General features: G+C 55.7%; 15 protein-coding genes. 8 read left to right on the plus strand and 7 right to left on the minus strand.

What is annotated here, in order from left to right; genetic code table 11:
• Positions 1 to 15: 15 nt before the first annotated feature.
• From ftsZ to mutT, 5 genes are all read left to right on the plus strand, one after another.
• Entirely contained in the window at positions 16 to 1,167 is a 1,152-nt protein-coding gene (ftsZ, locus tag KTH07_RS01355) for a cell division protein FtsZ (protein WP_003856338.1), read from the plus strand.
• Positions 1,168 to 1,268: 101 nt separating this feature from the next.
• The gene (gene lpxC, locus KTH07_RS01360; protein ID WP_003856337.1) at positions 1,269 to 2,186 is read left to right on the plus strand and encodes a UDP-3-O-acyl-N-acetylglucosamine deacetylase; all 918 of its coding nucleotides are present in this window, start codon (positions 1,269 to 1,271) and stop codon (positions 2,184 to 2,186) included.
• 282 nt (positions 2,187 to 2,468) lie between these two features.
• Complete coding sequence (gene secM / locus KTH07_RS01365; protein ID WP_032103219.1) at positions 2,469 to 2,972, plus strand: secA translation cis-regulator SecM; 504 nt, start codon at positions 2,469 to 2,471, stop codon at positions 2,970 to 2,972.
• A 58-nt stretch (positions 2,973 to 3,030) separates the two neighbouring features.
• Positions 3,031 to 5,736 (plus strand): preprotein translocase subunit SecA, encoded by a 2,706-nt coding sequence (secA, locus tag KTH07_RS01370; protein WP_015572673.1) that lies wholly within the window; start codon positions 3,031 to 3,033, stop codon positions 5,734 to 5,736.
• A gap of 57 nt (positions 5,737 to 5,793) precedes the next feature.
• On the plus strand, positions 5,794 to 6,186 hold the full coding sequence (mutT, locus tag KTH07_RS01375; protein WP_026080649.1) for an 8-oxo-dGTP diphosphatase MutT: 393 nt from the start codon (positions 5,794 to 5,796) through the stop codon (positions 6,184 to 6,186).
• A 34-nt stretch (positions 6,187 to 6,220) separates the two neighbouring features.
• On the opposite strand, the gene yacG is transcribed toward mutT, so the two are convergent.
• From yacG to coaE, 3 genes are read right to left on the minus strand one after another with little or no spacing between them, the layout of a single operon-like run.
• Entirely contained in the window at positions 6,221 to 6,415 is a 195-nt protein-coding gene (gene yacG / locus KTH07_RS01380; protein ID WP_015572675.1) for a DNA gyrase inhibitor YacG, read from the minus strand.
• A gap of 9 nt (positions 6,416 to 6,424) precedes the next feature.
• A complete protein-coding gene (zapD, locus tag KTH07_RS01385; RefSeq protein WP_017383779.1) occupies positions 6,425 to 7,168 on the minus strand; it encodes a cell division protein ZapD in 744 nt (247 codons plus the stop codon).
• Positions 7,168 to 7,788, minus strand: a complete 621-nt coding sequence (gene coaE / locus KTH07_RS01390) for a dephospho-CoA kinase (protein ID WP_017383778.1) — start codon at positions 7,786 to 7,788, stop codon at positions 7,168 to 7,170. The genes zapD and coaE overlap by 1 nt, the downstream gene beginning before the upstream one ends.
• A gap of 228 nt (positions 7,789 to 8,016) precedes the next feature.
• On the opposite strand from coaE, the gene KTH07_RS01395 reads away from it, so the two are divergent.
• Positions 8,017 to 9,060, plus strand: a complete 1,044-nt coding sequence (locus tag KTH07_RS01395) for a GMP reductase (RefSeq protein ID WP_017383777.1) — start codon at positions 8,017 to 8,019, stop codon at positions 9,058 to 9,060.
• A 33-nt stretch (positions 9,061 to 9,093) separates the two neighbouring features.
• Here the strand turns inward: KTH07_RS01395 and hofC are convergent, their stop codons facing one another.
• The 4 genes from hofC to nadC form a co-directional block, all read right to left on the minus strand.
• Positions 9,094 to 10,278: a protein transport protein HofC gene (gene hofC / locus KTH07_RS01400; RefSeq protein ID WP_017694511.1), complete on the minus strand. Its 1,185-nt coding sequence runs from the start codon at positions 10,276 to 10,278 to the stop codon at positions 9,094 to 9,096.
• Complete coding sequence (gspE, locus tag KTH07_RS01405; protein WP_032620917.1) at positions 10,268 to 11,647, minus strand: type II secretion system protein GspE; 1,380 nt, start codon at positions 11,645 to 11,647, stop codon at positions 10,268 to 10,270. Before gspE ends, hofC begins: the two co-directional genes overlap by 11 nt.
• Before the next feature lie 12 nt (positions 11,648 to 11,659).
• On the minus strand, positions 11,660 to 12,097 hold the full coding sequence (gene ppdD, locus KTH07_RS01410; RefSeq protein WP_017694509.1) for a prepilin peptidase-dependent pilin: 438 nt from the start codon (positions 12,095 to 12,097) through the stop codon (positions 11,660 to 11,662).
• A gap of 174 nt (positions 12,098 to 12,271) precedes the next feature.
• Positions 12,272 to 13,165 (minus strand): carboxylating nicotinate-nucleotide diphosphorylase, encoded by an 894-nt coding sequence (gene nadC / locus KTH07_RS01415; protein WP_015572681.1) that lies wholly within the window; start codon positions 13,163 to 13,165, stop codon positions 12,272 to 12,274.
• An 87-nt stretch (positions 13,166 to 13,252) separates the two neighbouring features.
• On the opposite strand from nadC, the gene ampD reads away from it, so the two are divergent.
• Positions 13,253 to 13,816: a 1,6-anhydro-N-acetylmuramyl-L-alanine amidase AmpD gene (ampD, locus tag KTH07_RS01420; RefSeq protein ID WP_063931721.1), complete on the plus strand. Its 564-nt coding sequence runs from the start codon at positions 13,253 to 13,255 to the stop codon at positions 13,814 to 13,816.
• A complete protein-coding gene (gene ampE / locus KTH07_RS01425) occupies positions 13,813 to 14,667 on the plus strand; it encodes a beta-lactamase regulator AmpE (RefSeq protein WP_003856320.1) in 855 nt (284 codons plus the stop codon). Before ampD ends, ampE begins: the two co-directional genes overlap by 4 nt.

A 14,667-nucleotide genomic window follows, 5' to 3' on the forward strand; every position in this document is an offset into this window, starting at 1 on the left:
ACGGAGAGAGAGATTATGTTTGAACCTATGGAATTAACCAACGACGCGGTGATTAAAGTCATCGGCGTCGGTGGCGGCGGCGGTAACGCCGTAGAGCACATGGTGCGCGAGCGCATCGAAGGTGTTGAATTCTTCGCGGTGAACACCGATGCGCAGGCGCTGCGTAAAACGGCTGTTGGCCAGACGATTCAGATCGGTGGTGGCATCACCAAAGGTCTGGGAGCAGGGGCTAACCCGGAAGTGGGCCGCAACGCGGCTGAAGAAGATCGTGAAGCGCTGCGCGCTGCACTGGACGGTGCAGACATGGTCTTCATCGCAGCGGGTATGGGCGGCGGTACAGGTACCGGTGCAGCACCCGTTGTGGCGGAAGTCGCTAAAGATTTAGGTATTCTGACCGTTGCTGTCGTGACCAAGCCTTTCAACTTTGAAGGTAAGAAGCGTATGGCTTTCGCGGAGCAGGGTATCACCGAGCTGTCCAAGCACGTGGACTCTCTGATTACCATCCCGAACGACAAGCTGCTGAAAGTGCTGGGTCGCGGTATCTCTCTGCTGGACGCCTTTGGCGCGGCAAACGACGTGCTGAAAGGCGCGGTTCAGGGTATTGCTGAACTGATTACCCGTCCAGGTCTGATGAACGTTGACTTTGCAGACGTTCGCACCGTGATGTCCGAGATGGGCTACGCGATGATGGGCTCTGGCGTGGCGAGCGGCGAAGACCGTGCGGAAGAAGCCGCTGAAATGGCGATCTCTTCTCCACTGCTGGAAGATATCGATCTGTCTGGTGCGCGCGGCGTGCTGGTCAACATTACCGCTGGCTTTGACCTGCGTCTGGATGAGTTCGAAACCGTGGGTAACACCATCCGTGCGTTCGCCTCTGACAACGCGACCGTTGTTATCGGTACGTCCCTTGATCCGGAAATGAACGACGAACTGCGTGTGACCGTTGTGGCCACCGGTATCGGTATGGACAAGCGTCCTGAGATCACCCTGGTGACCAACAAACAGACTCAGCAGCCGGTTATGGATCGTTACCAGCAGCACGGTATGGCGCCTCTGACTCAGGAGCAAAAACCCGCTGCGAAAGTGGTGAACGACCCAACTCCACAAACGGCAAAAGAGCCAGATTATCTGGATATCCCGGCGTTCCTGCGTAAGCAAGCTGACTAAGAATTGGCTGGAATTTGGGGATTTGCGCTCTTTGTGCTAAACTGGCCCACCGTTAGTGATATACACTCTCGGTTGGATAGTTAATTTGGCGAGATTATACGATGATCAAACAAAGGACACTTAAACGTATCGTTCAGGCGACGGGTGTCGGTTTACATACCGGCAAGAAAGTCACACTGACGTTACGCCCTGCGCCGGCCAATACCGGGGTCATCTATCGTCGCACCGACTTGAATCCACCGGTAGATTTTCCGGCCGATGCCAAATCTGTGCGTGATACTATGCTCTGTACTTGTCTGGTGAACGAGCATGACGTGCGGATTTCTACCGTAGAGCACCTGAACGCCGCCCTGGCGGGTCTGGGTATCGACAACATTATGGTTGAAGTCGATGCGCCAGAAATCCCGATCATGGACGGGAGTGCTGCTCCGTTCGTTTATTTGTTGCTGGATGCCGGCATCGAAGAACTGAACTGCGCGAAGAAATTTGTTCGCATTAAAGAGACCGTTCGCGTCGAAGATGGCGACAAATGGGCTGAATTCAAACCGTACAATGGTTTCTCGTTGGACTTCACCATCGATTTTAACCATCCGGCTATTGACTCCAGCACCCAGCGCTATGCGATGAACTTCTCTGCGGATGCGTTCATGCGTCAGATCAGCCGAGCACGTACCTTCGGCTTTATGCGTGATATCGAATATCTGCAATCCCGCGGCCTGTGCCTGGGCGGCAGCTTCGATTGTGCCATCGTTGTTGACGATTATCGCGTACTGAACGAAGACGGCCTGCGTTTTGAAGATGAATTTGTTCGTCACAAAATGCTGGACGCGATCGGCGACCTCTTCATGTGTGGTCACAACATCATTGGTGCATTTACCGCGTTTAAATCCGGTCATGCACTGAACAACAAACTGTTGCAGGCCGTCCTGGCAAAACAAGAAGCCTGGGAATATGTGACCTTCGAAGACGAAGCTGAACTGCCGCTGGCGTTCAAAGCCCCGACTATGGTCCTGGCGTAACGGTTAAAGCCGTTTCGTAAGAAAAGCGACTGGTTCACCTGGTACTCTCTCCGACCAGGGGAAGCCAGTCGTTTTTATTTCTGCCCTTCTTTAATTTGTCCCCCTCACCCCTGGCCTGTGTCGGGTGCCGAATAACGGTGTGTTCGCTGCATTATTGACCGTTTTTACCTGCTGCAAGGTGTCATTCCTGCTGCCGTGTATTGGCTTTAGTGGTAATATCTGGGCGCTAAAAAAAGAATAACTGAACTCAGCCTGCACTGGCGGGCGAACGTGGTGGAGCAAGTGAGCGGAATACTGACGCGCTGGCGACAATTTGGCAGACGTTACTTCTGGCCGCATCTCTTATTGGGGATGGTCGCGGCGAGTTTCGGCTTGCCTGTGCTCAGCAACAGCGCAGACGCGGCCACGCCAGCACGTTCCACGACGACCAAACACGATCTCACCACACGGGTTAACTTCACTAATCTCGCATGGCTTGAAGCTAGCCGCCGTCCTAATTTCTCCGTTGATTACTGGCAGCAGCACGCGATTCGCACGGTTATCCGCCATCTGTCGTTCGCGATGGCGCCACAGACGATGCCTGTTGCGGAAGAAACGCTGCCGGTTCAGGCTCAGCATCTTGCCCTGCTCGATACGCTTAATGCGCTTCTGACGCAGGACAACCAGCCGCCAGTGACCGTAAATCAGACGGCGCAAACGGATTTTGTTTCCCCTGCATCCTTCTCTGTTTCGACATGGATTAGCCAGGTTCACGGCATCCGTGCCGGGCCTCAACGCCTCAGCTAAATTAACCTTTTTCAATACCTTAATTTATCTGCCCGACTGGGGCGTTTGAGAATTTATTATGCTAATCAAATTGTTAACCAAAGTTTTTGGTAGTCGTAACGATCGTACCCTGCGCCGCATGCGCAAAGCTGTGAACGTCATCAACGGTATGGAACCGGCGATGGAGAAGCTCACTGATGATGAGCTGAAAGCGAAAACCGCGGAGTTCCGTGCGCGTCTGGAGAAAGGTGAAACCTTAGAAAGCCTGATCCCGGAAGCCTTCGCCGTTGTACGTGAGGCCAGTAAACGCGTGTTCGGCATGCGTCACTTCGACGTGCAGCTGCTGGGCGGGATGGTGCTCAACGAGCGCTGCATCGCGGAAATGCGTACCGGTGAAGGTAAAACCCTGACGGCAACGCTGCCGGCTTACCTGAATGCGCTGACGGGTAAGGGCGTTCACGTTGTTACCGTCAACGACTATCTGGCGCAGCGCGACGCAGAAAACAACCGTCCACTGTTCGAATTCCTCGGCATGACCGTGGGCATTAACATGTCCGGCCTGCCGGCACCTGCCAAGCGTGAAGCCTATAACGCAGATATCACCTACGGCACCAACAACGAATACGGCTTCGACTACCTGCGCGACAACATGGCGTTCAGCCCGGAAGAGCGCGTCCAGCGTAAACTGCACTATGCGCTGGTGGATGAGGTTGACTCCATTCTGATCGATGAAGCGCGTACCCCGCTGATCATCTCCGGCCCGGCCGAAGACAGCTCCGAGATGTACCGTAAAGTCGACAAAATCATTCCTCACCTGCTGCGTCAGGAGAAAGAAGACTCCGATACTTTCCAGGGGGAAGGTCACTTCTCCGTGGATGAAAAAGCGCGTCAGGTCAACCTGACCGAACGCGGCCTGGTGAAAATCGAAGAGTTGCTGGTGGCTGAAGGCATTATGGAAGAGGGCGAGTCTCTGTACTCCCCGAGCAACATCATGCTGATGCACCACGTAACGGCCGCACTGCGCGCGCACGCCCTTTTCACCCGCGACGTTGACTACATTGTTAAAGACGGCGAAGTCATCATCGTCGATGAACACACCGGCCGTACTATGCAGGGACGTCGCTGGTCCGATGGCCTGCACCAGGCCGTGGAAGCGAAAGAAGGCGTGGATATTCAAAACGAAAACCAGACGCTGGCATCCATCACCTTCCAGAACTACTTCCGTCTGTACGAGAAGCTGGCGGGGATGACCGGTACCGCAGATACCGAAGCGTTTGAGTTCAGCTCCATCTATAAGCTGGATACCGTGGTAGTACCTACCAACCGTCCGATGATCCGTAAGGATATGCCGGACCTGGTATACATGACTGAAGCGGAAAAAATTCAGGCGATCATTGAAGATATTCGCGAACGTACCGCGAAGGGCCAGCCGGTACTGGTGGGGACCATCTCCATCGAGAAATCCGAAGTGGTATCCAACGAGCTGACCAAAGCAGGCATCAAACACAACGTTCTGAACGCCAAGTTCCACGCTAAAGAAGCAGATATCGTTGCGCAGGCCGGTTACCCGGCTGCCGTAACCATCGCCACCAACATGGCGGGTCGTGGTACCGATATTATGCTCGGCGGTAGCTGGCAGGCCGAAGTGGCGGAGCTGGAAAACCCAACCCCAGAGCAAATCGCGCAGATCAAAGCCGACTGGCAGGTGCGTCATGACGCGGTGCTGGCATCCGGTGGTCTGCACATCATTGGTACCGAGCGTCATGAATCTCGTCGTATCGATAACCAGCTGCGCGGTCGTGCAGGTCGTCAGGGTGATGCCGGTTCTTCCCGCTTCTATCTGTCTATGGAAGATGCGCTGATGCGTATTTTCGCCTCTGACCGTGTGTCCGGCATGATGCGTAAACTGGGCATGAAACCTGGCGAAGCGATCGAGCACCCGTGGGTTACCAAAGCGATTGCCAACGCCCAGCGTAAAGTAGAAAGCCGCAACTTCGATATTCGTAAGCAGCTGCTGGAATATGATGACGTTGCCAACGACCAGCGTCGTGCGATCTACACCCAGCGTAACGAACTGCTGGACGTGTCCGACGTGAGCGAAACCATCAACAGCATTCGCGAAGATGTGTTCAAAGCCACTATCGACGCGCACATTCCGCCACAGTCTCTGGAAGAGATGTGGGATATCGAAGGTTTGCAGGAACGTCTGAAAAACGACTTCGATCTCGAACTGCCAATCAAAGAGTGGCTGGACAAAGAGCCTGAGCTGCACGAAGAGACCCTTCGCGAGCGTATCTACGAAACCGCGCTGGACGTCTACAAGCGTAAGGAAGAAGTGGTTGGCGCAGAGATGATGCGTCACTTTGAGAAAGGCGTAATGTTGCAGACCCTGGACTCCCTGTGGAAAGAGCACCTGGCGGCAATGGACTACCTGCGTCAGGGTATCCATCTGCGTGGTTATGCGCAGAAAGATCCGAAGCAGGAGTACAAGCGTGAATCCTTCTCCATGTTTGCTGCCATGCTGGAGTCGCTGAAGTATGAAGTCATCAGCACCCTGAGCAAAGTTCAGGTGCGTATGCCGGAAGAAGTGGAAGCGATGGAGCAGCAGCGTCGTGAAGAAGCTGAGCGTCTGGCACAGATGCAGCAGCTGAGCCATCAGACCGATGAAAGCGAAGCCGCAGCGGCAATCGCAGCGCAGACGGGCGATCGTAAAGTCGGTCGTAACGATCCGTGCCCATGCGGTTCCGGCAAAAAATACAAGGCGTGCCACGGCCGTCTGAGTTAAGAACATAACAAACTGAAAAGGCGCAGATATCTGCGCCTTTTTTATGGAAGTGACATGATGAAAACACTGCAAATTGCTGTCGGGATCATTCGCAACCCGCAAAATCAGATCTTCATTACCCAACGTGCCGCCGATGCGCACATGGCCAACAAATGGGAATTCCCCGGCGGAAAAATCGAATCAGGTGAAACGCCGGAGCAGGCGCTGGTGCGTGAGCTTCAGGAAGAGGTGGGGATCACCCCGCTTGGCGCAACGCTGTTCGATAAGCTGGAGTACCAGTTTCCGGATCGTCACATCACGCTGTGGTTCTGGCTGGTTGAAAACTGGGAAGGTGAGCCGTGGGGAAAAGAGGGGCAGCCGGGTAACTGGATTGAGCTTCAGGCCAGCGATGCGGAAAAATTCCCGCCTGCCAATGAGCCTGTGATCCTCCGGCTGGCCGCACAACCGTAGGCCTGCTAAGCGACGCGCCAGCAGGCTTTGAACGTTACTGCTGGTTTTCGCTCCAGTCATCGCTATCCGAGAGATCGCCTTCGCTCGGAATGCGTTTCTCTTCCGCCGCCCATTCGCCCAGGTCTATAAGCTGACAGCGCTTACAGCAGAATGGGCGAAATGGACTTACGTCTCCCCAGACGACAGTTTTCCCACAGGTTGGGCAGTTTACGGTGGTTACGTCAGACATTGGCACTCCTTAACAACAGGCCAGTTCAAAATCGAGGCGTTCCGGCACGGTGCCATGTTCACTGTCCAGCGGCATAAAGCGGATCGCGAAACGGCTTTTATGTCCGGAAATTTGCGGGTAAAGCTGCTCGCCAAGAGACAGGTTCAGGCGCAGAAGATCGGCGTCGTCGCCGTTATCCTGATAGAAACCGTTGAGACTGGTTTGTTTGCGGAACGGGGCAGAGTTACGCACAAGATCGAGGATCAGGGATAACGTCTGATTCATCGGCTCCAGGCTGCCCAGCCAGCTGTTCACCTGGCGATCGCGCTGTTCCTGCGGCATGTGCAGCCACATATGCAGCGTTGGCAGGTCAAAGCTACAGCATCCGCCCGGTATGCTCAGGCGCTGGCGCACCAGCGCAATCAGACGATCCTCTCGTAAAAACTGGCCAACGCGCGGCGCGGCCATCAGGGTCGTGCTGCTGTTTTTCAGCTGCTTGCGTAAAGCGTCAATTCGACTTTGATCCACGCCCGGTACTTCGGCCCAGGCCTGTAATTTACGCTGCTGGCGCTCCAGCTCTTTCAACAGCTCAGTGCGGACGTCGCCGCGTTCAATCACATCCAGCAGATCGCCCACGTTGCGGAAAAAATGCAGCGCCGTGGCGTGATCGTTGACAGGCAGATGTTGTGAAAGCTGTTGAATAAGAAATTCTATGCGTAGCCAGGTACGCATTTTTTCGTTAAGCGGGTGCTCAAAAAGGATATGAGTCGACATTATGGTTTTTCCTGTGCAACGGCCTGCGCGGCGAAGGTCAGATACTGCGCGTGCAGACGAGCAACATCCGATGCAATGGCATCTGGTGCGCCGTTATTATCAATAACATCATCCGCAATGGCGAGGCGCGCTTCGCGCGTGGCCTGTGCGGCAAGAATTTGTTCAGCATGCTCGCGAGAAACATTGTCACGCGCCATGGTTCTCTGGATTTGCGTTTCGCGGGAAACGTCAATCACCAGCGTTCTGTCTGCTTTATTTTGAAGCTGATTTTCCACCAGTAACGGGACCACCCACAACACATAGGGCGAAAGGGCTGCGGCAATCTGACGCTGAGTTTCCTGGTGGATAATGGGGTGGAGCAGGGCATTAAGCCAGGCTTTTTCCGCTGGATCGGAAAATATGCACTCACGCAGCTGCCGACGATTCAGGGTGCCGTCAGCCTGTATCACACGGCGACCAAAATGCGCTTCGATGGCGTTTAAGGCGGGTGTATTGGGTTCTACCACCTGACGGGCAATGATATCGGCGTCGATAATCGTGATGCCGAGACGAGCAAACGCGTGCGCAACGGTGCTTTTACCACTACCGATGCCGCCGGTTAATGCGACGATATACCCCATTAAATCAGATCCTGGGAATTATTCAGTTTTAAAATCAGTTGCTTAAAATTCAAACTTACAACAGCCAATGTTTAGCTCTCTTTACCCGCTTTTTACCAGGTAAATTTCTAGGATTGTAGCGTAAAAAAAGAGAATTTCGCAGTCTTGCGGAGCAGGTATTAGTGCGTATGATAGCGTCACTGGAGTTGTGCTTTTAATATATTTGCCTCTAACCCCAGGAATCCGCACATGCGTATCGAAGAAGATCTGAAGTTAGGTTTCAAAGACGTTCTTATCCGCCCTAAACGCTCTACACTGAAAAGTCGCTCAGACGTTGAACTCGAACGTCAATTCACCTTTAAGCATTCCGGTCAGACGTGGTCTGGCGTGCCGATTATCGCGGCCAACATGGACACCGTCGGAACCTTCGAGATGGCGACCGCACTGGCGCAATTCGACATCCTTACTGCGGTACACAAACACTACAGCGCTGAAGAGTGGGATGCGTTTGTCGCCTCCGCCTCGGCTGACGTGGTGAAGCATGTGATGGTCTCGACCGGTACCTCTGATGCAGATTTCGAGAAAACCAAACAGATCCTGAACGCCAATCCAGCGCTGAATTTTGTCTGCATTGACGTGGCAAATGGTTATTCCGAGCATTTCGTTCAGTTCGTCAGCAAGGCACGTGAGGCCTGGCCAACCAAAACCATCATCGCGGGCAACGTGGTGACCGGTGAAATGTGTGAAGAGCTGATCCTCTCCGGGGCCGACATTGTAAAAGTTGGCATTGGCCCGGGGTCCGTTTGCACCACGCGCGTGAAAACCGGTGTGGGTTATCCGCAGCTGTCTGCGGTAATTGAATGCGCTGACGCTGCGCACGGTCTGGGCGGCCAGATCATCAGCGACGGTGGCTGCACCATGCCAGGCGATGTCGCGAAAGCCTTCGGCGGCGGCGCGGATTTCGTGATGCTCGGCGGCATGCTGGCAGGCCACGAAGAGAGCGGCGGTACCGTGGTGGAAGAGAACGGCGAGAAATTCATGCTGTTCTACGGAATGAGCTCTGAATCCGCGATGACCCGTCACGTGGGCGGTGTCGCGAAATACCGTGCGGCGGAAGGCAAAACCGTTAAGCTGCCACTGCGCGGCCCGGTCGAAAACACGGCGCGCGATATCCTCGGCGGTCTGCGTTCTGCCTGCACCTACGTTGGTGCTTCCCGCCTGAAAGAGCTGACGAAACGCACGACGTTTATCCGCGTTCAGGAGCAGGAAAACCGCGTATTTAATAGCCTCTGACGGCTACGGCTGGCGCGCGTCCGTGCGCCAGCGTTACCCCGCGCTCATTGCATCCCCCAGATGGAAAATCGGCAGATACATTGCCACCACCAGCGTGCCGATAATCAGACCCGTCACGACCAGTAGCAAAGGCTCAAGAAGCGCCGCCAGATTGTCTGCCTGCTGAAATGTCTGTTCCGTATGGTGGCGGGCCAGATTCATCAGCATCACATCCAGTGAACCCGACACTTCTCCGGTGCGAATGAGCTGAATACACAGTGGCGTAAAAACAGAGGCCTTCTGGAAGGAGGACCACACGGGCATCCCCTGTTCGATATCGCTGCGTATCTCACGGAGTTTCTCCTGCCAGTAGCCCCTCTCAACGGTCTCCTCCACACTCTCCAGTCCTTGTAAAAAGGCAATTCCGGCCTGCTGGGTTAATGACAGCACGGTAAAAATCTGCCCCAGTTTTTGCCCGCGCGTCAGCGTGCCCATCACCGGTACGTGTAACAAGACATACTGCCAGCGTGGATGCCGCCGCAGCTTACAGGCGATGACAACCATTGCCACGAGCAGGGTCAAAAGGGTGAGGATATGCGCCTGAACCAAGGCCGCCAGCCCCATGACTGCCTGCGTGAGCAAAGGGAGCGGGGTGTTGAACGTTTTGTAGATTGCAGCAAACTCAGGCAAAACCAGCGTGACCATCGCCAGCACCACGAAAACGGCCAGCGTCAGGATGATCAGCGGATAGCGCAGCGCTTTCTTCACCTTCGCACTAAGCTGCTGCTGGGATTTTTGTTGCTGCGCAAGCTGACGGCAGCAGGCTTCGAGCTTACCCGTCAGCTCACCCGTCTTCACCATTGAGACATAAAGAGGGCTAAACACCTCTGGCCATTTCTTCATGGCCTCTGACAGGGCGCAACCTTCGCTCAGGTCATCAGCAAGACTGTGCAGCAGCGCCTGCCAGTGCTGCAAAGGATGCTGTTCCGCCAGCATGTGCAGGCTTTGGGATAGCGTGAGTCCAGCCTGTAGCAGCGTGGCGAGCTGGCGAAAAATATCGTAGCAGTGCTGCACCTGCCATCGGTGGCGCTGCTGACAGCGTTTTAGCGCCAGCGGGTGCAGTTGTTTAAGCACCAGAGCCGTGTAAGCTGCGTCACGGTCGATGGCCCAGAGGGTGCCGGTTTGCACCTCCCCCTCGGTGTTCAGGGCACGCCAGCGCCAGAGCGAATTAGCAGCCATCGGGCATTCCCAGGACGCGCAACAGCTCTTCGAGCGAGGTCAGCCCTTGTTCTACGGCCATGCAGCCATGCTCAAACAAAGAGGTCATTCCCGCCTGACGAGCGCTGGACCCAATCACCTCCGTGCTTGCTCCGCTGGCGATGGCCTGCCGCAGCGTGTCGTCGATGACGAGCACTTCAAAAATGGCTACGCGACCATAAAAACCGTGGTAGCAGCGATCGCAGCCGGTGGGTTGCCAGCGAGGAAGCGGCCGGGGCCACAGCGTGCGGGGTAATTCGGTGTGGCGGCTGGCTTCCTGTCGGCAGTACGGACATAAACGGCGCACCAGTCGCTGGGCAATCACCATCGAGAGCGCCGAAGATATCATCCAGCGCGCGACGCCCATCTGTTGCAGCCGTACCAGCGTTTCAGTCGTCGAATTAGTATGGAGGGTGGACAGCACCAGATGCCCGGTTTGCGCCGCCTTAATGGCAATTTCTGCCGTTTCGCCGTCACGAATTTCACCCACCATAATGATGTCAGGATCCTGCCTGAGCAGGGCACGCAGCACGCTCTGAAAGGTCAGCCCCGCGCGCGGATTAATCTGTGTCTGGTTTAAGCCTGCAAGCGGGATTTCAACGGGATCTTCCACGCTGCAAATATTGACGTCAGGGGTATTTCGCGCCTGTAACGCGCTGTACAGCGTCACCGTTTTCCCGCTACCGGTCGGGCCGGTGACCAGAATCAACCCCTGAGGGCTGTTAAGCGCCCCGGCAAAACGGGCCTGCTGGTCTGCGCTCATCCCCAGCTGTTCAAGCTCCAGTGCCTGCTGTACCTGGTGAAGCAGACGAAGCACGATTTTTTCTCCGCCGCTACAGGGAAGGGTTGCGATACGAAAAGATACGGGGATGCTTGCCAGCTCCACCGTAAACTGGCCGTCCTGCGGCAGGCGGCGCTCCGCAATATCCAGTTGACCCAGCACCTTCAGGCGTGCGGCAAGCGTCGTCCCGAGGGCGGCAGAGATCGGCGGTTGCGGGTAGAGAACACCGTCGATTCGCAAACGGATCTGGTAGCCGTGCTCCGTCGGTTCAATATGGATGTCAGAAGCCCGCTGGTTTACTGCCTGCTGCAACGTTGTACTGAGCACGTCAGCGGCTGAGTTTGGCGCTATGCCCGGCAGGTGTGATGATGAGACGGACTGAAGCCGTTTTTCCATCCGTTCTGCCGTCCAGCACTCAATATCAATACGCTTCTGCGTGGCGAAGCGTAACGCTTCCATCAGCTCAGAGGCAGGATTACCCACCACCGCAATGCTGATCATATCGGCGTCGCTTGCGAGTAGCAGTGCGTGATGGCGCTGACAGAGCGTCATTAGCTGTTCGGTATTCATTGTCCACTCCTGTCAGTTGTTGTCGAAGCGGAAAACATCTTCACAAGCTTGTCTGAGCGCCGTGTCGGACGCAATTTTGCAGTCACGCGTCCAGCCCGTCATACCGTTACCGTCGCTCCAGATCGGTGTCATGAGCACTTCAAGTCCGTTAAGGCTTTCCTGCCCTGTTAACGATACGGCCCCCTTTGCCACGCTCATCGCTGAAACGTAACGTGTGGTTGTCGGGGAGGGGATGCCATTGGTGCCTGCGTCGCAGCTATCCACACCACCACGATCCAGGGCGCAAAGCTCAATGGCGGTGCGGTAGGGGATGAACGTTTGCAGCAAATCGGTGAGCGCCGCTTTTCGCAGGTAGTTCTGATAGGCCGGGACGCCAATGGCGCTCAGGATGGCAATAATGCCAATGACCACCATTAGCTCAATCAGGGTAAATCCTTGTTGTCTGTTCATGTCTGCTCCTTACGTTAAGTGGCGCTACTGTGGCAGTGCCAGCATGCAGAAACGAGGGACAAAAGCGTGAACGTGAAGGGGCTTTCAGGGAAATGATTCAGTGTTGCAGAGAAGGACAGCGTAATTGCGAGCGGTTTCGTATTTCCCCTCTCCGGGCGGAGAGGGGAGGATAATTTATTTGAAGCGCATCGAGAGGTCGAGGGCGCGGACGTGCTTGGTCAGGGCGCCAACGGAGATGTAATCGACGCCGGTTTCAGCAAATTCGCGGATGGTGTCGAACGTCACGTTGCCGGACACCTCAAGCTGCGCCTGGCCGTTTGTGCGTTTGACCGCTTCACGCATCTGCTCCGTGTCGAAGTTATCGAGCATGATGATGTCAGCCCCCGCTTTAATGGCCTCGTCCAGCTCCTCCAGCGTTTCCACTTCCACTTCGACCGGCACATCCGGATGCAGCCAGAAGGCTTTTTCCACGGCCTGACGCACCGAGCCAGAGGCAATAATGTGGTTCTCTTTGATCAGGAAGGCATCGGATAGCCCCAGACGATGGTTGGCGCCGCCACCGCAGAGTACCGCGTATTTCAGCGCGGTCCGCAGGCCCGGCAGGGTTTTACGGGTATCCAGCAGCTGCGTGCGGGTGCCTGCCAGCAGGTCAACGTAGCGGCGTACTTCACTGGCAACGCCAGAGAGCGTTTGCACAAAATTGAGCGCGGTGCGTTCACCGGTCAGCAAGACGCGGGACGGGCCGTCCAGCTCGAACAGTGGCTGATTCGCCGTGACCGCATCACCGTCTTCAACGTGCCATGTTACCTGCACCTCGTCGCCTGCCAGCTGGGTAAAGACCTCCTCAACCCAGCGTTTGCCGCAGAAAACCCCCGCTTCGCGGGTGATGATCACCGCATGCGAGCGTGTCTCTTTTGGCAACAATTGGGCGGTAATATCGTTATCGGCGCTGACGTCGCCGCCGAGATCTTCTTTCAGGGCATGGGCAACGCTTGCCGGGATATCACTATTAATACGTTCCAGAAGCGCGTCACGTCGGTGGTCGGGGTTATAGCGGCGAGGCGGCATGATAAAACTCCAAATTGGTAACGAATCATAATATTGAAACATGCTACTCTGAACCGAGTAACAGCACCATAGATAAGGAGTTCCAGCATGTTGTTAGAAAACGGATGGCTGGTGGACGCGCGGCATGTACCGTCGCCGCACCACGACTGCCGCCCGGAGGATGAAAAGCCCACACTGCTGGTGGTTCACAATATTAGTCTCCCGCCGGGTGAGTTTGGCGGTCCGTGGATCGATGCGTTATTCACTGGAACGATAGATCCCGATGCCCACCCCTTCTTTGCTGAGATTGCGCATCTGCGCGTATCGGCGCACTGTCTGATCCGTCGTGATGGCGAAGTGGTTCAGTATGTTCCTTTTGATAAGCGAGCCTGGCATGCTGGCGTGTCGATGTATCAGGGGCGCGAGCGGTGCAATGATTTCTCTATTGGAATTGAACTGGAAGGAACGGACACCACGCCTTACACCGATGCGCAATATGAGAAACTGGTTGCTGTAACGCAAACGTTAATCGGGCGCTATCCCGCCATTGCAGACAATATTACAGGGCACAGCGACATCGTCCCCGAAAGAAAAACCGACCCCGGCCCGGCGTTTGACTGGTCCCGGTTTCACGCCATGCTTACCACGTCGTCAGATAAGGAGATAACATGACGTTGTTTACCATGCTGCTGGTTATGATCGCTGAACGCCTGTTTAAGCTCGGCGAGCACTGGCATCTGGATCATCGGCTGGAGGTGTTATTCCGCCGCATCAGGCATTTTTCCATGCTGCGCACGTTGCTGATGGCGGCAGGCGTGATGGCGATTACGTTCCTGTTGCTGCGCTCGCTTTACGGCCTCTTTTTCAACGTGCCGCTGCTGGTGGTGTGGATCCTGCTCGGCGTGCTGTGTATTGGCGCGGGCAAGGTGCGTTTGCACTATCACGCGTATCTGAAAGCCGCTTCCCGGGATGATGCCCACGCGCGCGGCGCGATGGCGAGCGAGCTGACGATGATCCACGGCGTACCGCCGGACTGCGATGAACGCGAGTTTCTGCGGGAGCTGCAAAACGCGCTGCTGTGGATCAACTTCCGTTACTACCTGGCGCCGCTGTTCTGGTTCGTGGTGGGCGGACCCTGGGGGCCGGTACTGCTGATGGGTTATGCGTTCCTGCGCGCCTGGCAGACCTGGCTTGCCCGCTATCTTACGCCGCATGAACGTCTACAGTCCGGCATTGATGCCATCCTGCACGTGCTCGACTGGCTTCCGGTGCGTCTGGTAGGCGTGGTCTATGCCCTCATCGGTCACGGTGAAAAGGCGCTGCCCGCGTGGTTTGTCTCCCTTGCAGACCGCCATACCTCGCAGTATCAGGTTTTAACCCGACTGGCACAGTTCTCGCTGGCGCGTGAGCCGCACACGGATAAAGTCGCAACGCCAAAGGCTGCCGTCTCGATGGCAAAGAAAACGTCGTTTGTGGTGGTGGTGATTGTGGCGCTGCTGACGATTTACGGCACGCTGGTTTAA

It is taken from the genome of Enterobacter cloacae complex sp. ECL72, assembly GCF_019056635.1.
In the GTDB taxonomy this organism is placed as follows: Bacteria; Pseudomonadota; Gammaproteobacteria; order Enterobacterales; family Enterobacteriaceae; genus Enterobacter; species Enterobacter hormaechei_C.

Coding starts and splice junctions, on each gene's coding strand:
- ftsZ (WP_003856338.1), top strand. CDS start 16: ATGTTTGAACCTATGGAATTAACCAACGACGCGGTGATTAAAGTCATC.
- lpxC (WP_003856337.1), top strand. CDS start 1,269: ATGATCAAACAAAGGACACTTAAACGTATCGTTCAGGCGACGGGTGTC.
- secA (WP_015572673.1), top strand. CDS start 3,031: ATGCTAATCAAATTGTTAACCAAAGTTTTTGGTAGTCGTAACGATCGT.
- mutT (WP_026080649.1), top strand. CDS start 5,794: ATGAAAACACTGCAAATTGCTGTCGGGATCATTCGCAACCCGCAAAAT.
- yacG (WP_015572675.1), bottom strand. CDS start 6,415: ATGTCTGACGTAACCACCGTAAACTGCCCAACCTGTGGGAAAACTGTC.
- zapD (WP_017383779.1), bottom strand. CDS start 7,168: ATGTCGACTCATATCCTTTTTGAGCACCCGCTTAACGAAAAAATGCGT.
- coaE (WP_017383778.1), bottom strand. CDS start 7,788: ATGGGGTATATCGTCGCATTAACCGGCGGCATCGGTAGTGGTAAAAGC.
- KTH07_RS01395 (WP_017383777.1), top strand. CDS start 8,017: ATGCGTATCGAAGAAGATCTGAAGTTAGGTTTCAAAGACGTTCTTATC.
- hofC (WP_017694511.1), bottom strand. CDS start 10,278: ATGGCTGCTAATTCGCTCTGGCGCTGGCGTGCCCTGAACACCGAGGGG.
- gspE (WP_032620917.1), bottom strand. CDS start 11,647: ATGAATACCGAACAGCTAATGACGCTCTGTCAGCGCCATCACGCACTG.
- ppdD (WP_017694509.1), bottom strand. CDS start 12,097: ATGAACAGACAACAAGGATTTACCCTGATTGAGCTAATGGTGGTCATT.
- nadC (WP_015572681.1), bottom strand. CDS start 13,165: ATGCCGCCTCGCCGCTATAACCCCGACCACCGACGTGACGCGCTTCTG.
- ampD (WP_063931721.1), top strand. CDS start 13,253: ATGTTGTTAGAAAACGGATGGCTGGTGGACGCGCGGCATGTACCGTCG.
- ampE (WP_003856320.1), top strand. CDS start 13,813: ATGACGTTGTTTACCATGCTGCTGGTTATGATCGCTGAACGCCTGTTT.